Source organism: Microbacterium sp. sgz311019 (assembly GCF_056135325.1).
In genome coordinates, this window is the sequence record NZ_JBWAXO010000016.1 from 1 (window position 1) to 20642 (window position 20642).

Sequence of the window (20642 nt, forward strand, 5' to 3'; positions counted from 1 at the left end):
TCCAGGCTCACTCTCGTCGCCGACACCGGAATCGAGGTGAACACCGACACCCTCCTCGAACTCAGCGCCTAACCATCAAACGAAGAAGGATCACCGACCGCTACACCACGCCCCGGGGCTTGACCCCGCTACTGCGACAGACTCGGTTGTGGAGGTGCCGGTGCTCACGCCACTTTCGCACGCGGTCTCACTCGAGGACGCCGTCGCCATCGCCGCGACCACAACCGCGAAGCCAGCCGCTGGCGGCGACGCTACCGGCTACAAGTTCGAAGGTGACGCTGTCGTCGGAGAGTACTGGCCTACCTCGGATCTGCCGCCAGAGAAGTTCCTGCGGGAGTTTCAAACCGCAACGGGGACGCTGCCCGAGGTTGTCGGCTTGCTTAGAAGCCAACGCGTGCCCTCGAAGCAAGCGAAGAGCGTGAGGACGAATGCCACCCTTCACGTAGACGCCCCCGCATTCACACCCCCGATCTCTCACCTGCCAGCGGCCAAGGCCAAGGCCATCTCAGACTTCAGGGCGCGCAGGGGTGCTGAAGCGAGTACATTCGCCGCGACATCCGACAGCTACACATCAATGCCGCGGGACGCATACATCAATGTGAGGAACTCCAACGGCTTCGCCAACACAGTCGAGATCACGGAGTACTACGACTGGTGGGGAGTGGATCCGGATAGCTCGCCCCTGGAGATACCGGACCACTGGGGGCAGGAGTACGGGGTCGACCTGACGACGGAGTTGCCTCAATACCAGCCCGGGACCAGGCCAGATTGCTGGCCCGGATATGAGGAAGCAACTGCGGCAACCAATAACAATTTCACGTTCTGGGTTGTCGTCACGGACGGAACACAGTACCTGGGGAGCCCGGGTCCGGCCGGCTTCTACGGCGACTATGACGACGAATTCGATCCCTGCGCACGAACATCAATTTCAGTCGGCGCGGCGGACCCTTCGGCCATTCCGTTTAGCCCGTACGACGGGAGCAGCACCCTCTCGATCACCATCCTCGCCGCCAAAGGAAACGAAGCGACCAGCCGGGTGAGTGGAAACATCCAGAACGTGGAGCGCTATGACTGCGAAAGGAATCCGGGTGTAGCCCTCACGGCCTGCATGGGGCTAGATGAGAACATCCCGTGGCCTGGCCCTGGTAGCCAAAGTCAGCTCACCAAGAACACCAGCACGGTCTGGTATGCACCCGATCGCTGTTGGTACACGCCAGATTTCGGCAGCGCCGCATACGACACGGGGTGCACCCCGCACGAGTAGTACGTCGGCCGTGCCACCGGGATCCCGTTGCTCGGCCAGCTGCATCCTTGATCCGGGTAGATCACTCGTTCTAAACTTCTGTATCTAATGTCGCTCTGACATTCGCTGATGATGACCCATATGCCAGCCTGCTGAGTCGCGTTGCCGACCTGCGCTTTACTTGAAACTGCTGGCGTCTTCACCGCGCTCCTGACAGTCGCGGCGCGAGAAGGTTTCGAAGCGGCAATGAAGATCGATTGGGGTCTTACCTCATCGTGACGGGACTGAGGCTATGGAACGGCGACGATCACGCAGCATGACCCGGGCAGAGCGCGCGCAATACCTCGGGTTTAATCTCGGCCTCATGATCCCCGGCATCGCGCTGATCATCTGGTCCTTCTATGCCCCGCCGGCAAGCAGCGAGTGGATCATGCTCACCATCGTTGCCATAGCTATCGCCCTGCTCGCTTGGCAGATCGCCTGGAAGGTCCGCTTGCGTAGGCGTCGACCCAACAGCGGGCAAGCCGAAAATCGTTGATTCATATGTCGGGTGTTTCACGAGCCATAACCGGAACACACGCGACGCGGAATCCGACGCTGCATCGAGCGTTACCTCGCCCGACACCTCTAACCAAACCTTAAACGCCCTGTACGGCGCCACCTCGAAGCCCACCCTCGCTTCGACAATCGGCTGATCAAGCCGGAGGGGGACGACGTAGTGACCGAGTGAGCGGTTGCTAAGCGGAGCTCGTAGCGCAGCGGAGAGCGGAGTCTGCAAATAGCGAACGGCAGGAACGGAGTCGTCAACGTCCGGCTACGCTCTCGCCGTCGGAGAGGGTCGCGAGTCCCCATCGCCCCGGGCCGGTGTGTCCCGGTTTTGCAGGTCGGGAGATGGGGCGGTCCGGAAGCGGCCCCGCTTCGTGGCGCAGTACGTCGCGCAACCGCCGAGGCTCATTCCGTCTACAACCGCTACATGCCAGAGCGTCGAACGCTCGGCGCAGTTGGATTCCTCGTGATCCTTGGGTTCATGGCCGAATTCGTAGTTCGAGGCTTTGTCTTGTCCTTCTCCGACCTCGTGCACTGGTAGCGATTCACGGTTCCCCCTGCTGTTACAACCGTTGGCCTCGGCGTCATTGTCGGCTTGATCGCAACGCGGGGCAGCGCCCGCTCGGAGGCGCCGGTGATCCCGGGCTCTCGACGAACCTGGAGCACCTTCAGTTCACGATCCGCGCTCATCTCAGTCACCACCGTGGGCGTGGTGCTGGCAACGACGACCGTTGTCGCAGGGCTCGCGTCGTCCCCGAACGGCGAAGGCCGCTACGTCTGGCTCACGATCCCAATCCCCAACGAGTCGGCGATCGACCCGATCCGGCTGCCCTTCTACGGATGGACGTACGGCGTGCCGTACTCATCTGTCTCGTGGCACTCGGCGCGTTGTGGTGGGCCACTCTCGATCGCAACGCGGCGCGCCCATTCCTGCCGCCGGAGACCGTCTCACCCGAACGTATCGCTCGACGAGACATCGCCGGAGCAGCGACGCGCATCGCGACCGCGTCGATGCTCCTCACACTCAGCGGAGCATGGCGCCTGATCGCAGATGCTGGATCCGGATCCTCACTCACGATAATCGGTCAAAACGGGGATGCGCCCTACGATGCCTCCTGGCGATACGCCGAACTGGCAACCGCTGCCGGCTGGTGTGCTCCGATCCTCGAGATCACCGCACTCGTGCTTCTGCTCCTCGTCGTCGCGGCGAGCCTGCGGCGCACGCTCATCGCGCGCGAATCATCAAGAGGCTCAGCTGAACCCCTGAACGCTGAGGCGCTCCGATGACGGCCAACCCGCTCCTCGCATCCGTCGACGAAAGCAGCCCAGCGGTGGGATCTACCGGCAGCTACGCGCGCTTATCGTGTCCGGCCAAATGGCTGCCAACGAGCGACTGCCGACCGTGCGCCAAACCGCCGTCGACCTGGGTGTCGCCCAGGGCACGGCGGCTAAATCCTACAAGCTGCTCGAGCAGGACGGCCTGGTGATCACTCGCACCGCAGCCGGAACACGAGTCGCTGAGTCCGCCGCACTTCTCCCGCTCGCAGTGATCCGTCAGATCCGAGACCTGGCCGAAGAAGCAGCATCCGCCGACACGGACATTGATGACGTGGTCAACGTGCTGCGGCTCGTCTGGCGAGGCCAGTCCACGCGCGTAGCGGAACTGCCAACGAGCGCCGAGAAGCGTTCCCCGGCACCTGGAACATGCCGGTTGACGAACATAGAAGCATCGAAAGCCTGGAACAGAGCGCCCTGGAGGGAGCTGGGATGATGGGCCAGGAGGGCCCCGGCGCCCCCCAGAGGTGCGGCCGCGGGTGACGGGACGTCACTTGTCGGTGAGAGTGGCGAGCTCATCGAGCAGGCTCCGACGGTGAGCGGTGGGGTCGGTGATCGCATCGCGCACGGCTCCCCTCATTCGGGACAGGCTCGTGGTGTCGAGGCCGGTCAGGGGCGCGAGGCACCAGGCGACGTCTTCGTCGATCGTGTACCCGGGCTCCCGGACCGGCTTGTCGGGGTAGTAGGTGAACGCGCAGATCGCTACCCGGTACAGGGTGGCTTCCGCGTCGGCCCGGTCGATCCGGTTGGTGTGGCCGGGTGTGGGGGTTGGGGTGGTCATCGATCTAGTCCCCTCAGTGAGTTCTGCTGGAGCATCGGGTGGGGTGCGGTCGGGTCGAGGTGGTGCGGATGCCGGGGCGGGTCGCGGTGGCGGAGCCGGTCGTTCAGCTGCCGGGCGATCTCGTCCAGCCGCTCCTCTTCGAGTCGGGCGTTCTCACGCTCTTCCGGTGTCTGCCGCGGTTGGGCGTGGGTTCGGGGGGCGCGGGCGAGTTCCTTCTGGAGTCGGGCGAGTTCTTCGCGCTGTTCGGCGAGGCGGTGCGCGGCGCGCGCCCGGGCGCAGTCGCGGCCCCAGGCGGCGACCAGTTCCGGTGGTGTGGCTGCGCCTTCGGACCGCATCTGTCTGATCTGTCGGGCGGTGCGTTTGTGGGCAAAGAACGCGGCCGCGGCGGCCTCGTTCGCCCGCAGCTCGTCCACGGTGGTGGTGTGAAGGCGCCGGACCGGCAGTCCGAGGGCGCGTCGACGCTGATCGCGGTCTCGCAGCTCCTGCTGCCGCGTCAGAGCGGCGTCCTTGTCCGCGGCATAGCGGGCGCGACGTTTCGCCTTGATCTCCTCCGCATGCTCGGCGTAGTACTTCGCGCGGCGCTCCAGGTGCGGTTGCGGGTTGGCGCGGTACTTGGCCCGTTGTTTGGCGTTCTCGTCGTCCTTGTGGCGCTCGTGCCATCTCTGCGCGCGTCCGCGTCGCAGCTGGCCGTACCGTTCCGGGTCGTTCGTCCGCTGCGCCTGGCGTCGCTGCCGCTGGTACTCCAGTTGCTCGTCACGGTGGGCGGCGTAGTACTCGCGGGCGTACTGGCGTCGCGCATCCTTGCGTTCCTTCTCGCGTTCGTAGAGCCGCGCGTGCGCGTGGGCGATCTGCAGGCGCACCGCGTCCGACTCGCGCTCCACCCGGTCCAGCGCCTCATCGTCGGTCATCGCGACACCCCCGACCGTTCGATGAGGGGTGCCCTGACCGACGGTGAGGGACCGACGGGTGAGATGCCCGGGCGAGCCGGTCGATGAGATCGGGGCGGAACCCGCACCAGTGGTCCTGGTCGTCGACTACCACGACCGGGGCCTGCGTGTATCCGAGGTCCCCGGTGACGTACTCACGGGCCGCCGCATTGGACTCGACGGTGAGGTCGACATCGGCGAACTCGATGCCCGCCGCGGTCAACGCCCTCGTGGTGAGCATGCACTGCGGGCATCCCGCCCCCACCGTATAGACCGTGACAGAAGTCATCGCCCAACCGCGCTTCCCGCGGCCCGGGCCGGGTGTACGGTGCCGTTGCTCACCGTCGCGAGGGCACCGCCCTTGCCGGCTTCGGTGATCCCGGACTCGCTATTTCTCGGACTCTGTGACACCGGGTCTCCGGGAGTCCGGAAGCCCGCGAATCCCGGAGTGTGCAAGTCCGGGAGTCCCACACACCCGGAGTCCGGAAGTCCGGAAGTCTGCCGGGGGGATGGTGTGAGAATCGCCGAGTCGCGCAGGTCGGCCTCCGTGGATCCCCGGAGGGCGTCGGCGTGTGCGAGGAGAACGTCGATCGCCACACGGATGAGTGTGTTCTCCGTGATCCGCTCCGATTTGACGGTGCGCCTCCGCATCAACGTCTTCGCGAGCGCGGCGAGCGCGGCGTCCTGATCGGCGCGGATGCGGGCGTCCTTCCGCGTCATCCGGGCAAACATGGGAAGCCCGCGCTCCTCTGGCGACGCTTCCGCTTCGACACGGTCCCGGGCATCGCCGAGCTTGCCGGCGAGGTCGACCCGTCCCATGGTCACCACCGCCCACTGTTCGCGAATTGGGTCGCTATCTCGTACCCGGCCCGTGTGACATCCGCGATCGCGCCCGCGGTGCGCCGGTTGTCCGGCATCGTGGTGACCAGTTGACCGAGGACCGGAGCGTCCGCTTGCGTCTTGTACTGGCGCAGGCACGCGTCGAACCGGGGAACGCCCCATGTCGAGTCCAGAAGGTCTCGCCAAGTGGCGAGCTGGGTGGGGATGCGGGCGTCGATCCTGTTCAGCAGCACCGCGTAGCGCAGATGCCGCGGCTCGATCAGCCGGCCGATCGTTCGCAGCGTCGGCTCCACCGCCAGCGGCTCCGGAGTGAGCGGCACGACCGCGTAGTCCGCCTCATCGAGCACCGTCTCCAGCACCCGGGTGTCCTCGAGGCTGCCAGGGGTGTCCACCAGGACGAAGTCGTAGTCACTGTGCAGCTCCCGGATCCGCGCCAGCAGGCTCGGGCTCTGATTGCCCACGAAGTCAAACGGCAGACGGTCGCGGACGTTCTCCGCCCACCACACCGTCGACTGCTGCCGATCCACATCCACCACCAGCACCCGATGCCGGCGAGACAGCACAGCACCCAACTGCATCGTCACGGTGGTCTTCCCCACGCCGCCCTTCTGGTTCGCGACCGCTATGACCCTCATCGCTGGTGCGCCCGGTGTCATTGACGCCGGAACCCCGCGGACGGGGACGGCAACAGGCGCCTCCGCCAAGTCAACGGACATTTGAGTCACCGCCCCGTGCTCCCGAGGCGATCCACTCCTCGAGCTCGTCGACCGCGTAAACAACCGAGCGGCCGAGCTTGCGGTACGGGGGGCCTTTTCGCTCGTACCGCCACATCGCGAGCGTGCCCTTCGTCACCCCGGGGAGTGCGGCCGCGACCTCGTCTGGGCTCATGTATTCGTGGCTGAGCAGGGGACGTCCTGAAATCGCTGGTGTTGTCATGAAAGCCACCCCTTCTTGCGGAATCAGTTTGGTGTTTGACAGAAGTACACTCCTAACCTGTATGGTTAGTCAAGAGGTATCTGCGGAACGCAGTTGCGGCAAGGCAAACTGAGGAGGTGAAGGTCGACGTGAAGACACTCGACGGCAACGCGATGACTGCGCAGTCCGCAACCGAGCCGGTCGGGTCCGCACTGCGCATCGCCCCCGGTTTCGTCGCAACAGCGGTTGACGAGACGACAGGAGTCGAGACGACGATCGAAGCGCACTACCGCCCCGAACGCGGACGCTACGTCATCACCACGATCGTCAACCGCGCGATCGCCGCGGATTTCAACGAAGATCGCCTTAAGCACGCCGCCCCGCAGGCGATCCTGCAGGTCGCCATCCCCCACTGTGTTTCACTGCAACTGGACGACAGCACCGGCGCGTCGTGGACCACGATCGCGGACCTCACCACCGCCGACGGACGCATCATCCCGCAATGGATGGCTCACGCAGTCATCAAGCGCGGCATGAAAGACGAACGTTGGCAAGTCATCGAGATTCTCTATGGCACTGCGGCGCTCGCGGACCTCCCCCCGGTCAAGCTCATCGCGCTCGAGCTGGAAGTGCCGGAACGCACAGCATCGGACTGGATCCAGAAGGCCCGCGCAGCAGGCTGGCTCGTGGGCATGACGTCGAACGTCGGCCGACCGGCGGGTGGGTAGCGTCCTCGCATACGCAACGAAGGACGGACGCCGATACCGGGTCCTCTACCGGCGTCCCGACGGCTCGCAGGGTCAGAAGCGCGGCTTCTCGACGAAGAAGGATGCTGAGCTCTACCTCGCCCAGGTGGAGACGTCCAAGGCCCGCGGGGACTACATCAACCCCACGGACTCCAAGGTCACCATCGGCGTCCTGGGGCGCCAATGGCTCGCGGGCCGCGCGACCGTCCTGAAGCCCTCCACCTACAGATCCATCGAGTCGGCGTGGCGCATCCATGTCGAACCCAAATGGGGTCAACGGACGGTAGGCGGAATCCTCCACTCCGAGGTACAGGCCTGGGTGTCCACACTCGCTGCGTCACACAGCGCGACCACCGTGCTGAGAGTCCAAGGCGTCCTCGCGGGAATCCTCGACACCGCCGTCCGTGATCGCCGCATCACGAGCAATCCAGCACGGGACCTCCGCCTTCCCAAGAAGACGCGCGGCGGACGCTCGTACCTGTCGCACGCGCAGGTGGACGCACTCGCCTCCACAGCTCGGTACCCCACGATCGTCTACGTGCTCGCTTACACCGGACTTCGCTGGGGCGAGATGAGCGGTCTCCGCGTCAGAAACGTGAACTTCGACCGTCGCCGGGTGTTCATCGAAGAAAATGCAGTTCTCGTGAACGCAACAATTCACGTCGGCTCGCCGAAGACGAACGAGACCCGGTCTGTCCCGTTCCCTCCGTTCCTCGTCCCGTTGATGCGCGACGCGTGCTCAGGGAAGGGCCCGGATGATCTCGTGTTCAGCAAGGACACCAACCACCACCGCCTCCCGCAGTCGCGGGACGGATGGTTCGCCGCGGCCGTCAAGCGAGCGCGCGCAGCCGACCCCACATTCCCAAAGATCTCCCCACATGACCTCCGCCACACGGCCGCGAGTCTTGCGATCAGCGCCGGCGCCAACGTGAAGGCGGTCCAGCGGATGCTCGGCCACGCGTCCGCAGCGATGACGCTCGACACCTATGCCGACCTGTTCGATGACGACCTTGACCATGTCTCGGACGCCCTCGATCGGGCTCGGTCAGACTCAGTTGTTGCCAAAACGTTGCCACGAGACCCAAACGGGCAATGAAGAAGCCCCCGAATTCCGCGTGATTCCGCGGGTTTCGGGGGCTTCCAACGTGGCGGTGACGGTGGGATTTGAACTCTTCGGCAGATCGGTCTTCTCTGCCGCGTTGGATGCATTTGGCGCGAGTTCACGCGGATTTGCACGCTGGCTGATCGGAGTTCGATCGAGTTCGACAGATCTCGGCGACGTTCAATGGGCTTCATCTTTACCCACGGTTTACCCGCCTCGAGTACGACGCGCACGGCCCGCGATCCGCATACGGCAACTGCGAACCTCAGTCGTCTTGTGCCAAGAGGTGCTGGTTGCGCTTTGAGGATGAGGCGCCGCAGGTAGGGGACGAGCACGAGGCGTTCGACGAAACCGTCCGAATATCGGGGAGCCAACCGTGATGGTGTCCGTCATTCGACAGCCGTGACGGTGGGAGTCGAAGCGATGCTCGTGAATGAAGGTTTTGAACGGGCCGCGCTCCTGCTGGTCAACGAATCGCGTGGGTTCTGCACAAGTACACGGGCCCAGCCGAGCCACTGCCAGACGAGTCTCGCGAGCTGTCTCGCGCTCGGGTCGTCTTTGACGAGCATCGTCCTGGCCGCATTCCTCGGCGGGGTGAGACGAGCGATGCGCGCTCATCACTTCCGCAGTCGGCGCAACGTGGCGCGGTAAGCGGTGAGCCCTTCGTCTGCCGTGGTGTGCGCTTCGGCGAAGAAGTCCTCCCACGCCTTCCCCCGGCCCCGGTCCAAAGCTTTACGCAGCTCGATCTCCGCTAGCGGCTGCTCGCTTCGCCACGCCCAGTCGCCGACATACTCGCCACTGATCGCACTGTCCCCAGTGTGCTGTTGGATTAGCCCAATCCGGTACTCAAACCCGCGGTACGCGTTCGTGAAGTCGGCATCGTTCGGAATCTCCGTGGCGAAGAACGGGCGGATGCTGGTCATGAATAGATGGCTGGTGGGGTAGGTCCATCCGTTGCCATTCCAACGCGGCAGCTTGTTGGCCCAGTCTTCGACCTCGATGAGACGGTTGTAGTGCAGCACTTGCGACAGGTTCGCTCGCTGGTCCGCTGCAGGGTGGATCTGCCCATCCACGTCGCGGTCCAGGCGCAGCAATAGCGCCTCTCGTCCGCGCTGAGTTGCCTCTATCGAGAGCACGCTCAGCGCGATGAAGGCGGGGATCAGTCGAGCTGGACGAAGTCCGCGATTGAAGCTGCTCGTGGGGAAGATCGCGGCGACGTCGACGAGGCGCTGGAGCACGTCCACCCAGAGCCCGTCGTGGGTTCCGTCGTCGTGTTTCACGCCGGTAAGGAGCAGGGGTGCGAGCTGCTCCATCACTCGGAAGTAGCCCTGGTAGACCTCGTCAAGTTGCGGCAACTCCACGTTGCCGTCGCCCTCGGCGACGACGGGTTGTGCGGCGATGTAGTCAACAACGCGGTCCACAGCTCCCATGACGAGGTCGTGGAGGTCGATGCGGCGCACCGAGTCTGGGAGGTAGCGCTTGAGCCGGGCGACTGCTATGGCGGTGGTCAGCGGCGCAGCGGCGAGCCGGTCGATAGCCTGCACGCTCTCCAAAAACTCACGGAACAACTCGTCCGCGCTGGACGCCGGGATCACCTGTCCACGCTTGGTGGTAAGGATTCTGCGAGCAGTGTCACTGCGGCTGCTGCGCTGATCCCAATACAGCGGGTATCGGCGTGACCGGGTTTCCTCGAGCGCTTCGACGAGCGCGTGATCCCATTCGGCGGACCATCCCGAGATCACCAGCCCATACTCATCGAAGACCTGGTGGAGAAGCCGTTTCCACTCGTCCGGGTACTCGGACAGTTCGGACGGTGTGTTCCGAGTGCTTAGATCTCGGTAGTCCCCGTGCAGTTTGATCACGGTCGCCGACGAATGCGCCAGTGGGGCCATGCCGTTGACAGCTTCGGGTCGTGCGATCACGTTCGGGGCGACGCCGGCAGCCTCCAGTGCTTGTTCCATCAGCCGGTCGAAGTTGGTGGTGATGATCACGCGTACGAAGCCTTGGCGGACCAGCTCGGCGATCGCGTGATGTGCCCTGCTCGGCTGCCGCACCGGCTCATCGTCATCGCTCGAGCCGGGCTCGAAGAAGCCCGCGAGCAGCCCCTGACGGGCGGCAGGAGAAGGCGCCAGCTTCTCCAGCAGAGTCGAATACCCCAGTTCGCCGTCGCCGCGCTCCGTCCACCACGCTTCGGGGTTCTCGCGGATCGCGGCGATCTCCTCGTCCCCGGCGCCCGCTGCCGCGGCGACACGCACGACCAGCTCCGACACCACACCCCACCCGGTCAACAAGCCGGCGCCAGTTGATACACCCGAGCCCAACAGCAGCGCGTAGACACCCGGCTGCGACTGCATAGACGTCGCCAAGGAGATCAGAGGGGACAAAGGGTCCATACCCCAGAGATACCAGCCGTCGAGGCCTCATGCCCAGGCGTCCGAGCGCTCCTTCAGATGTGTGCAGGCTCCTTGCCAGATCCAGCACTTCCAGGATCTCGCCGTCGACGTCGACCCGCACGCCGACGGCATCCTGCGTCCACCGCAGCACTCGCACCGTGGCGCGGACATCCGTGCCACCGAACCGCAGCCACGCCAGCGCCCACATCGTCGACCGCTCCGCTGCGATCGACACGACCTGCCGGTGCAGCTGCAGCTGTTCCATGCTGAGCGTCTGCAGTTCGCCCTTCGCGCGCGCCTCCCGGAGATGCCGTTCCTCGGCCAACTGCGCCCCGAGATCCGGGTAACCGCTTGTTCGTACTCACCTATAAATGAAGGATCATGCGTTCTAAACTAAGCTCTCTAGGAGCGCTCTGAGATTCGCTTATAATATCCCTTGTGTCAGTTTGGCGCGACCCCCGCCACTCAGAAGGCGACGGGGCCCGCGCCGGTCCGACCCCAAGAGTCGCGATCGTCGTCACGCTCACTTCCCTGGTTGCTCATGTGCAGCGGATCGAGGTCGATCGGCACCGGTGTCCGGTGTCCTACTGCCGCCCATCGGGCGGCGCGATTAGCGTGAGGTCATGAAGGTCCGCGGTTACACCCGCCCCTTGTGGACAGCGCCTGCCCAATTCGCGAGCCTTCTCGAAATTGAGCATTACCAGCATAGACGCGTGCGCGCCAGCAACAATGACAGAACTAATTCGCGCCTCGCGGGCGACTCCTGCAATGCCGCGAGTTCGAATGGAGGAATGCTCTAATTTGCGAATATCGCGCGAAGCAGAAAGAACACACCACTTAGCACGGCACACGCGGGAGCGATCAGCATTAGTGCGCCCATTGCGGTGCCGGATAGTTTCAATCTCTTATCGCCGATCGGGATCACCTGACCGCGCGAGTCGCGCACCTCAATAACGTTAGGATCAGCATATCTAAGTGTGGTGTAGCCTGCAGCGCGCTCCTTAGATACCTTCGAGCGCATCGCAAATGCGGACGTCAAGAATATCAGCAGGAGCACGCACAATGCCGCGGTTGAATAATCACCAACCGTGCTGATCGTCGCACCAGAAGGCGACGGATTAAACGCGCGCGCAGTAAAGAACAGCGACAGCAAGATCGCTAGGAAGAACCCGAAGGTGACATAAATGATGTCTTGCCACGCGTGCGCCGATATGCCTGGTAGCAGCTGCCCCTCCGGCAATCTTCTCGATCTCTTACGATCGTCACCGGCAGAATCCGACGAATCGGGTTGCTCGGAATTCGCACCATCACTACTGTACTCAGCGCTCATATCCGAACCTTCCACGAATTCGTCGCGCAGACCTGTCAAATGACGTTCCGCCTACTTCTATGAGCAGCGAGAATGTGTCCCCAGAGCCGCAGCATGCCCTCGTCGCGCGTGATCCTGGTGCCCTTGAGTGTCATTGAACCCGGAAACAAATCCATAGGTAAACCCGAACATGCCTAGATCGAGACCTACTCCAGTCGACAACTTACTCGTATACTCTGCACCTGCCGCCAAGCGCGCGCCCAATTCCGCACCCCTGGCGATATCGGCCACGAACCCAAGTCCGCCCGTCGCTTCACCAATCATATCCATCGTGCAGCCCAGATCATCCCGAGTCCCGTAAACGCCATCGCAGTCTGCCGCGATCGCTCCCAGCCCGGCGGCCAACGAGACTCCCTCGAGCAGTAAGCCGACAGGCGCACCCACGACGGTTGCATCGGCTACCAGCCCGGCTACGCTCGCAACCCCAGCCAGCGTTCCAAGCCAAAATCCGACTCCGAGCGAGAACAATCCGACCGGATCGAGTTCGTTCAGCGGATCGTTGTTTGTGTACATGTAGGCGGCGAGTGTCTTGGCGACGAGGGCGTCGACGCTGGCGAAGAGGGCGGTGGTGGGGTCGTAGTAGCGGGCTTGGAGGTAAAGGTACCCGGTCTCAGCGTCGGTGTAGGCGGCCGCGAATTCGAAGGGGGTCGCGTTGCCGGTGTGGGTGGCGACGGTGCCCCAGGCGGTGTAGGTGTAGCTTCCGGTGACGGCGCCGGCCGTGTTGGTGAGGTCGACGGTGGATCCGTGCGCGTCGCAGAAGTAGTACTGCTGATTTGCTCCTCCGGCGGTGAATTGCTCGATCGGTGCCCCGGTGGGGCCGTACACGTAGTCGGTGGTGCCATCGGAGAGGAGTTCGGGGACCTTCCCTCGGGCGTCCCACGTGAACGTCGATGTGGTGCCAGCGGTGGTCTTCGATGCGCGGAGGCCGTCACCGTCGTACGTGTAGGTCGCGATGGTTGCGCCGGTGATGCCGGTCATCTCCTCGGCGGCGTTGTACGCGTAGTTCGTGGTCGCGGCGGGGGTCGTGACGCTGGTGCGGTTCCCGTTCGCGTCGTACCCGTACGTGGTCGCTCCGGAGACAGGGGAACCGCAGGAAGGGCTGGTCACGGTCGTGGTGGTCGTCCAGCAGAGTTGCCCGGCGGGGTCGAAGACCTGGGTGGCGGCGCCGACGGTGGTGGGGTTGCCGACCTTGTCGTACCCGTACCCGGTTGTGGTGCCGCTGGCGGTTGCCCCGGTTAGGTACTGGTTGGAGTTGTACCCGTAGGTCGTCGCGGTCCCGGGCGCGCCGCTGCTGGGCGTGGTCCCGGTGATGTCGCCGAGGTTGTCCCGCGTGTAGGTGATCGTCCCGAGCCCGGTGGCGCCCTTGGTGAGGGCGCTGCTGGTAGGCCGGTCGGCGTTGTCGTAGGCGACGGTGGTCACCGTGCCGTTCGGGAACGTGGTCGTCGTCGGTGCCCCGTCGGGGTTATAACCGAACGACGTGACGCCGTTGGCGGGGTCGGTGATGCTTGCCAGTTGCTCGAGCGTGTTGAACGCCCGCGTGATCGTGGTCCCGGTGGTCGGGTAGCCGATGCTGGTGGTGTTGCCAGCGGCGTCGTACGCGTAGGTGGTGGTCGCGCCCCTGCCAGTGGTGACCGAGGTTAGTTCGCCGAACACGTCGTACTGGTAGGCCCAGTTCCCGGTGCCGTCAGTCATGGTGGCTCGATGTCCGCCGTTGTCGTACGTGTAGGAGACGGCCGGCGTGCTGGTGCCGGAGTAGGTGATCCCGGTGAGCTGGCCGGCGGCGTCCCACGTCTGGGTGCTGGTGTCGCCGTTCGGCTTCGTCGTGACGAGCAGCCGTCCCATGGTGTCGTACGTGTACGTCGTTGTCTTCGAGTCCGGGTTGGTGGTCGAAGTGACGCGTCCGAGCGCGTCGTAGGTGTACGAGGTCGGGTTGGAGGCGGCGTCGGTGGTGGACGCGATGGTGCCGTCGGGGTTGTACGAGGTGGTGTTGATGTCGCCGGAGGGCTTCTTCACCGCGGTGGCCTGACCGGCGGCGTCGTACGTCGTGGTGGTGGTGTGGCCGTTCGGGTCGGTTGCGGTGAGCTGGTTGCTGTCCGCGTCGAACGTCGCCTGGGTGGTGTGCCCGAGCGGGTCGGTGGTCGTCGTGACGTGTCCGTACGCATCGTGGGCGAATGTCGTGCACCCGGCGGCCGGAGGGATGCAGGCCGGGGCCACCCCGGCGGCGACACCCACGGGGGTGACGGTGCTGGTCTTCCAGCCGCGTGCGGTGTCGTACGCGAACTTCGTCACGTTCGACGCCGCGTCGGTTGTGGAGACAAGGTCCCCGAAGGTGTCGTACGCGTAGCTGGCCGTGTGGTTGTTCGCGTCGGTGAACGAGGTCGCCTCCCCCGGGTGCGCGGCGTCGGTGTACGCGTAGGACGTGGATCGGGAGTACGACGGGTTCAGCGTGTTGTACGCGGACTCCGCGGACGCACCCTGCAGGGTCAGCATGACGCTGGTGGGTTTGTCGGCGGTGTTGTAGGTGGTGATGGTCTGCAGCCCGGTGGGGTCGGTCTTCTCGAGCAGCTGCCCGGTGGCGTCGTATTGGTAGCTCGTGGTCCGTCCGAGCCCGTCGCTGGAGGAGACGAGGTGGCCGGCGTCGTCGTACGAGTAGGTGAGGGTGGAGCCGTCCGGGTTCGTCTGCACGGAGACGCCGAGGGTGACCGGGTCGTACGCGTACGACGTGGTCGCAGCTCCCGTCGCCCCGTACCCCTTCACCATCTGGGTGAGCAGCCCCCCCTGGTACGTGTAGAGGGTCTTGTGGCCGGCGGGGTCGGTGACCAGGGTCTGCCCGGCGACGATCCCGGTCCCGCTGTCCGGCCCGTACGTGAAGGTGGTGGTGTGGCCCAGCGGGTCGGTCTGCTGCGTGACTCGCTCCGAACTGTCGTACGCGTTCGCCGTGACCGGTGTGGGAGTTCCGGTCTTCCCGTAGTTCGCGGGGGTGCGCTCACTGGTCATCAGGTGCTGCGCGTTGTACCCGTACTGGGCGTGGTCGTCGTCGGCGAGGGTGCCGCCGGTGCGGGTTGTGCCCACCCCATACACGTCGGTCAGATCCCCGGCTGCCGAGTATGCGTAATCGACCTGCTGCCCGGCGGCGCTGGTGACCTTGGTGATGTGGCTGCCGGTCCAGGTGAACGTGTACGCACGTCCACTGGGGTCGGTCACGGTGGAGAGATGCCCGGATCCGTCGTAGGTGAGGGTGGTCGCGTACGGGGTGGACGCGACACGGCCGGCGATGTCGCTGATCGACAGCAGGTGCCCGGTGGTGGTGTCGAACGTGTACTGGTCGGCCGCGTGCCGGGTGTACACGTACGTCGTACCCGACTTGCTCAGGGTGGCGTCGTACCGAGGCGCGGCCGCGGTATAGGTGCCGGAACTGTTCGTGAACGGCACCTGCGAGCCGTCTTCCTGATGGACGGTCACATTCCCGGACCCGTCCGTGGTCGCGGTCATCTCGTAGGAGAACGTCCACCCGTATCCGAACGCCCCGTTCACAGCGCCCGCACCAGCGGGCCCTGCCGGGTCGGCGAGCGAGGCCGCATAGTCACGGGTGAGGGCGAGGGAGGCGCCGAGGCCGGGGGTAGCAAGATCCGTGAACGATTCCCCGAAGTACCCGGTGGCGGTGTCGACGGGGTCGCCGGCGGTGCGGCGCACGCATCCGCAGTTCACCCATGCCGGGTTGGAGCCCTTCGGTGCGTCCTGGATGCCCGGCGGCCCGCCGATCGGGGTGCCCGGGGTGCCGCCCATGGGCACGAACGCGACCGCGTCATAGGCGACGTCGTACGCGCCCGCCTTCATGTTGCTGGTGTTGGTGAGCTGGACGTTACCGCCGTTCTGCATCGCGAACGTGCCGATCGTGACCCACTGCTCAGACTTCCAGTCCTGGTTGACGCGGATCTTCCACGGTGACGCGCTGCCGCCGGGGTTGATCGTATAGACCACGTCCGTAGCGGTCGCACCGGATGTGGGGAGATGGAGCTTCACCTTGTAGTACTGCAGGCTTGGAAGGTTCGGCGTCCACGTGCCGGTGTTGATCAGACTGGTAGCCGATGCCGGCTCGGTATGGGTGAAGAAGATGTGTCCACCGAACCCGGACCCCAACTGGTGGGTATCGATGTTGCCGATCGGGTCACCCGAGCTGTTCGTCCCCGGGGCATAGGTGAACGTGCCGATATTCGACCAATTCATTCCTGAACAGTGCAAGTTCTGGGAGGGCGTGGCTAGGTCGTCGACGATGATCGCACCGTTTGGGACTTTCGAAGTGTCCTGATTACACGTTGGCGGGTACGGGTCGGCGTGAGTCGGCTCGGTGGATCCGGCGTGGTCCTGATAATCCGCGGTCGCGCAGCTTGTGGCACAGTTCGTGACCCACGTCACAGGGTTGTGCCACCAGCATTCGTAGTCGGACAAGGTGCAGTAGCCGCTTGTCGCACCTGTTGGGTCACACTTGTTCGCTGTCAGATCGCAAAACGTGTTCGGTCCGGGGATCTGCATCCAGGTGTTGCCGCCGTGGTAGTCGGGCTTGCTGAACGCGATGTATCCATAACGGATCAAGGGTGATGCCATCCATCCGAACACCCGCTCTTCGTACGGCCACGACGATGGGTGCGCGGCGTCCGCGTAGGTCAGCTTCAGGTAGGGCGGGCGTGATGGGTCGTAGTCCGGGTTGCGCGGGTTGTTCGACCAGCCCAGGCCCCACGTGCCGTCGGGGCCAGTGCAGGTCGGGCCTGGCGTGCAGCCGGTCGTGTTGCCGTGCGCCGCGTTCGGCTGGATGCCGGTGTTGTACGCCCACGCGGCGAGGAACCAATTCTCCAGGTATTTCGGGTCCGCATTGTTCGCGGTGATCCCTGCCGTGTACAGCTGGTTCCACGTCTTCTGCAGTATCGTCAAGCCCGCGGCGATGTTCTCCTGGTAGTCGACGGCGATCTTCATCTTCCCGTGCTGGGTGATCGACGTGTCGGTCGCCGCCATACCGGTCGTTACCTGCGCCACACCATAGCCGCAATCCGCGTTCGGGTAATTGATCGTAGTGATTGTGCCGCCCGAACCGTAATAGTCCGCGATCAACGGGTCGCCGGCGATACTCGGCAAAGCATGCCAGGACGCCTGGTTGAAGTTAGATTCCTGCGACTCGATCGCATCCATCACGGACCGAGGCACCGTCGACCAGGTATCTGTGGAGGGATGGAGCAGCGACGTCGGCGCGAAGTCACTGTTCGGCGCGTACGCGACCAGGCCCATGTTGGCGTAGTTCGCGGGCCTGGTATACGACGACCCGGTGAGCAGATTCTGCTCGGCCATCTGCGTCGCCCAATCCACCTGGGCGTTCGAAGGCTGCATCGCCTGCAACGTCGGCTGCAACCTCGCTACTCCGCATTGAGGGGTCGTCGCACCTGATGACAGCGCGGGATGGATATCGATCGCGGCGGAGATCGTCGGCGTGGCTGGGCCGATGCCCGTGTACGCCGCCCGCTTCACCTCATTCGGCGCCGGCTGCGACGAGTCGCGGCGTCCGATCCCGCCACCCGGGGCGGTTGGCCCTGTCGACCCCCAGGAGCGAAAAGAGGACCCAGACACGCCCTTGGACCGGGACACGGCCTTCGTCTTCACGACCTCGACCAGCGGATATCCCGTCGCGGTCGCGAGCTCGGCCTGGGACGCTTTCTCTCCCACCTTTCCCACTGCCGGTGCGGTATCTTCGGCGAAGGCTGCCGACCCATTCAGGGTCATCAGCTCGGCGGCGTTCGGGAGTGCCGTGGTGTCGACCGCGGTGATACCGCTGGTTACGTCCGCCGCGCCGGCGACGAGCGTGTGACCATCCTTCCCCTCAAACAAGTGGGTCTTCAGCGAGTCCCCGTGACCGAGGACGCTCACCTGCCCCTTGGACTCGTGGACGATCGAGACCTTCGTCTCCGTGTCCTGGGTCAGCAGGTCCACGCCGCCGTCAGAGCTGGCGCGGACGTCGTAACCGCCTCCATTCAGCGTCGCGAGCTGGTGCACCTTTCGCGGTGCCGGGATCGTGCCGCCGGCATCCAGAGTCACGAGGGAGGAGCCCATCGCTCCAACAAGGCCGGCCGCGGTGGGGACCACCGATGTGACCTGGCCACCCACGATGGACATTGATTGTTGCTTCCCGGACGACAGGTCGAAGCTCGTCGCGACGGTGATGTGCTGGTCCGAGCCCGGGTTGCTGGTGAACACCGCAGTGCCCGAGAGCCCGCATTGCGGCGAGTGGTACTTCAAGCCGACCCCGGATGCCAGGGGGCGCACTTGCCCCGATCGAAGGTCGACGGAGTATGCGAACGCTCCGTGATCGCGCGCTGCGTTGGCGTTGATCGCATCTCCAGGCAGGACAGCGACGGCGGCGAATGCACCATCCGCGGTGACGCACTGATATCCATACCAGGAGCCGGGGTCAAGATCGGCAGGGCGGATTACGGCGACATCCCGCCACGCGAACCCGTCGCCCGCGGACGCGATCCGAACGTGATACCCATCGGCAGCGCCGCGGCCATCCACGGCGACATCTGCGGCGCCTGCTCCCATCGCGTGGTGAGAGGACGTCACATGACGGGCGGACACGGCCTCCATCCGATGGGACGGTTGTGTCCAGACAGGAGTCACGCTCGCGGACGCTGTCCCCGTCATCGCCAGCGAGCCAGCAATGCTCGCTCCCACAGCTACCACTGCCATGGCAGAAAGAACTCTCACCGCATACACCCCTTGCTCTGCACGGCAGACGCGCTCCCGAACGACGGTAAGACACACGGGTACGCTCAGGCCATGGCACCTGAGGTGCCAATTTCGGCTTGCCGGATCTGACTCTCCATCAGCCGATCGTTCCCATCCAGAACCGTTGGCTGAAATGATCCAATCAATGGTGGAAGGGCGATTCTGGTTGACGGTGGAAGGATGAGGCTTCGTGCTTCGGCGATCATCGCCTCCGTTCTGATGTTCGCTCTCGCGGGGTGCGCGACTCCAACGATCGGCGCAGGTGGGGCGCTTCCAGCGTCCACTCGCTCGGCTATTCCCAGCCCGGTGCCGAGCGAGTCGACGTTGTCCGACGTGGCGTCGGGAAGCACGGATGCGCAGGCGCGGGCTCAGGCCCGCGCCTGGCTGGCCGAGGCAACTCTGCCGCCGAGCGCGGTGCCGGCCCCCAACAGTGGGCACGCGCTCGCGTTAGGATGTTCCAAACCATGGGGAAAGGTCCCAACCTGTGCTGTCAGATTGTCGAACATCGGTGGCAGATCGAGTGGCCGACGCGTACGTTCAGGCACTCGTCGATTCCGGCAACCGACTCGCCGCGACTGAGGACCTGTGCGCAGCCCAGTACGCGCGAGCCCGCACGACAATCGTTCGCACCCTCGAAGTCCTCGGAGGCGAAGACGCGAGCCGAACAGCAACCGACATCCGTGCATCAATCGCGGCGTTCTTCAGGGCGGGCGCGACACCCCACGATGCCTTCGAGGCCCAGCACCTGTTGCTGTCGACAGCACTTCCTGAGCTCTTGGCCGCGTTGGCGACGCCAGCGGACGCTGTCACATCCGCGCTCGCCCGTGAGACATACGCCGATTTTGTTGATGCCCTCGACGAGCTGCGATGCCGGGCTGTCCATGAACGCCACCAGGTGGAGATCGTTGACCGCGCCCAAATGATGGCGGATGCGATCTCGCCGCGTGAAATCGATGTCTTTGCCCGAATCCATCAGAATGCGACGAACGAAGAGATCGCCAACGAACTCAACATCAGCGTCACGACCGTGAAGCACCACATCACCCACCTCGGGCGGAAGATCGCTCCGGGGCGTAAAGCGATGCTGGCCCAAGCTCGAAGCCTCGGATTCATCGTCGCCGTCCCTGGTGTCATCGCCGCATCTGCGATCGCAGATGCGGTTGCCGCCTTCCAGGACCTTCTCTAACTGTTGACCGGTTAGATGCTCCGAAACCCCTAAACTCCGACGACCCCGCCCCGGAAGCCTCGGCGTCGCGGTGCCGGCCTGTTCCAAGGCGAAATCGTCATTCCTGATGGCGAAGACCGACCTGCGCGAAAGCACCGTGTTCGCGACGATGGACGACTCAATCCCCGGCCCACCTCACCGTACGGTTTAGTGGCCTCACTATCAGCATGTACATGCACGCGGCAACGGGCTACACGAACCACCAGATCGCGACGCACTACGGCCGCCGAGCGACGTCGACATCAGCATGAACGGACGGATCTTTACCGCGACTGTCGACGGCGCTCGAAAACTGGTCAGTAGCGGCGCGGTGGGTTCCACCCATCTGTCCCGCGTCAAGCTTTCTGGCAGGCCGGTTGTGAGGGCATGATCGGCGTGTGAGTCCCAGGAGGTGACTGATGGGCAGACCGCCGGTGATCCCGCCGGATGTGAAGACCCGGATCGTGCTGG

15 protein-coding genes are annotated in these 20642 nt (G+C 64.6%); 7 read left to right on the forward strand and 8 right to left on the reverse strand.

What is annotated here, in order from left to right:
• The first annotated feature begins 154 nt into the window (after positions 1-154).
• The 4 genes from AC0NZN_RS17845 (at position 155) to AC0NZN_RS17860 (ending at position 3560) form a co-directional block, all read left to right on the forward strand.
• On the forward strand, positions 155-1264 hold the full coding sequence (locus AC0NZN_RS17845) for a hypothetical protein (RefSeq protein ID WP_474593670.1): 1110 nt from the start codon (positions 155-157) through the stop codon (positions 1262-1264).
• 295 nt (positions 1265-1559) lie between these two features.
• The gene (locus AC0NZN_RS17850) at positions 1560-1781 is read left to right on the forward strand and encodes a hypothetical protein (RefSeq protein ID WP_474593671.1); all 222 of its coding nucleotides are present in this window, start codon (positions 1560-1562) and stop codon (positions 1779-1781) included.
• A gap of 881 nt (positions 1782-2662) precedes the next feature.
• On the forward strand, positions 2663-3076 hold the full coding sequence (locus tag AC0NZN_RS17855) for a hypothetical protein (RefSeq protein ID WP_474593672.1): 414 nt from the start codon (positions 2663-2665) through the stop codon (positions 3074-3076).
• Positions 3077-3164: 88 nt separating this feature from the next.
• A complete protein-coding gene (locus AC0NZN_RS17860) occupies positions 3165-3560 on the forward strand; it encodes a GntR family transcriptional regulator (RefSeq protein WP_474593673.1) in 396 nt (131 codons plus the stop codon).
• 54 nt (positions 3561-3614) lie between these two features.
• Here the strand turns inward: AC0NZN_RS17860 and AC0NZN_RS17865 are convergent, their stop codons facing one another.
• The 5 genes from AC0NZN_RS17865 to AC0NZN_RS17885 form a co-directional block, all read right to left on the reverse strand.
• A complete protein-coding gene (locus tag AC0NZN_RS17865; RefSeq protein ID WP_474593674.1) occupies positions 3615-3905 on the reverse strand; it encodes a hypothetical protein in 291 nt (96 codons plus the stop codon).
• Positions 3902-4813: a hypothetical protein gene (locus AC0NZN_RS17870; RefSeq protein WP_474593675.1), complete on the reverse strand. Its 912-nt coding sequence runs from the start codon at positions 4811-4813 to the stop codon at positions 3902-3904. The genes AC0NZN_RS17865 and AC0NZN_RS17870 overlap by 4 nt, the downstream gene beginning before the upstream one ends.
• Positions 4800-5120, reverse strand: coding sequence for a glutaredoxin family protein (locus AC0NZN_RS17875; protein WP_474593676.1), 321 nt, complete (start codon positions 5118-5120; stop codon positions 4800-4802). The genes AC0NZN_RS17870 and AC0NZN_RS17875 overlap by 14 nt, the downstream gene beginning before the upstream one ends.
• Positions 5121-5652: 532 nt before the next feature.
• Positions 5653-6387 (reverse strand): AAA family ATPase, encoded by a 735-nt coding sequence (locus AC0NZN_RS17880; RefSeq protein WP_474593677.1) that lies wholly within the window; start codon positions 6385-6387, stop codon positions 5653-5655.
• Positions 6377-6559, reverse strand: coding sequence for a helix-turn-helix transcriptional regulator (locus AC0NZN_RS17885; protein ID WP_474593678.1), 183 nt, complete (start codon positions 6557-6559; stop codon positions 6377-6379). The genes AC0NZN_RS17880 and AC0NZN_RS17885 overlap by 11 nt, the downstream gene beginning before the upstream one ends.
• Positions 6560-6723: 164 nt before the next feature.
• On the opposite strand from AC0NZN_RS17885, the gene AC0NZN_RS17890 reads away from it, so the two are divergent.
• On the forward strand, positions 6724-7314 hold the full coding sequence (locus AC0NZN_RS17890) for a hypothetical protein (RefSeq protein ID WP_474593679.1): 591 nt from the start codon (positions 6724-6726) through the stop codon (positions 7312-7314).
• Positions 7307-8428 (forward strand): tyrosine-type recombinase/integrase, encoded by a 1122-nt coding sequence (locus AC0NZN_RS17895; RefSeq protein ID WP_474593680.1) that lies wholly within the window; start codon positions 7307-7309, stop codon positions 8426-8428. The genes AC0NZN_RS17890 and AC0NZN_RS17895 overlap by 8 nt, the downstream gene beginning before the upstream one ends.
• Before the next feature lie 623 nt (positions 8429-9051).
• Here the strand turns inward: AC0NZN_RS17895 and AC0NZN_RS17900 are convergent.
• The 3 genes from AC0NZN_RS17900 to AC0NZN_RS17910 form a co-directional block, all read right to left on the reverse strand.
• A complete protein-coding gene (locus tag AC0NZN_RS17900; RefSeq protein WP_474593681.1) occupies positions 9052-10788 on the reverse strand; it encodes an SIR2 family protein in 1737 nt (578 codons plus the stop codon).
• Positions 10789-11623: 835 nt separating this feature from the next.
• Positions 11624-12157, reverse strand: coding sequence for a hypothetical protein (locus AC0NZN_RS17905; RefSeq protein ID WP_474593682.1), 534 nt, complete (start codon positions 12155-12157; stop codon positions 11624-11626).
• Between the two features lie 57 nt (positions 12158-12214).
• On the reverse strand, positions 12215-18355 hold the full coding sequence (locus tag AC0NZN_RS17910) for an RHS repeat-associated core domain-containing protein (RefSeq protein ID WP_474593683.1): 6141 nt from the start codon (positions 18353-18355) through the stop codon (positions 12215-12217).
• 1132 nt (positions 18356-19487) lie between these two features.
• Here AC0NZN_RS17910 and AC0NZN_RS17915 point away from each other — a divergent pair.
• Positions 19488-20153, forward strand: a complete 666-nt coding sequence (locus AC0NZN_RS17915; protein WP_474593684.1) for a helix-turn-helix transcriptional regulator — start codon at positions 19488-19490, stop codon at positions 20151-20153.
• Positions 20154-20642: the final 489 nt, after the last annotated feature.

Bases quoted from the DNA above. Each gene is read 5' to 3' on its own strand.
- AC0NZN_RS17850 (WP_474593671.1), top strand. From the start codon at position 1,560: ATGACCCGGGCAGAGCGCGCGCAATACCTCGGGTTTAATCTCGGCCTC.
- AC0NZN_RS17860 (WP_474593673.1), top strand. From the start codon at position 3,165: ATGGCTGCCAACGAGCGACTGCCGACCGTGCGCCAAACCGCCGTCGAC.
- AC0NZN_RS17865 (WP_474593674.1), bottom strand. From the start codon at position 3,905: ATGACCACCCCAACCCCCACACCCGGCCACACCAACCGGATCGACCGG.
- AC0NZN_RS17870 (WP_474593675.1), bottom strand. From the start codon at position 4,813: ATGACCGACGATGAGGCGCTGGACCGGGTGGAGCGCGAGTCGGACGCG.
- AC0NZN_RS17875 (WP_474593676.1), bottom strand. From the start codon at position 5,120: ATGACTTCTGTCACGGTCTATACGGTGGGGGCGGGATGCCCGCAGTGC.
- AC0NZN_RS17880 (WP_474593677.1), bottom strand. From the start codon at position 6,387: ATGTCCGTTGACTTGGCGGAGGCGCCTGTTGCCGTCCCCGTCCGCGGG.
- AC0NZN_RS17885 (WP_474593678.1), bottom strand. From the start codon at position 6,559: ATGAGCCCAGACGAGGTCGCGGCCGCACTCCCCGGGGTGACGAAGGGC.
- AC0NZN_RS17900 (WP_474593681.1), bottom strand. From the start codon at position 10,788: ATGCAGTCGCAGCCGGGTGTCTACGCGCTGCTGTTGGGCTCGGGTGTA.
- AC0NZN_RS17905 (WP_474593682.1), bottom strand. From the start codon at position 12,157: ATGAGCGCTGAGTACAGTAGTGATGGTGCGAATTCCGAGCAACCCGAT.
- AC0NZN_RS17910 (WP_474593683.1), bottom strand. From the start codon at position 18,355: ATGTCCATCGTGGGTGGCCAGGTCACATCGGTGGTCCCCACCGCGGCC.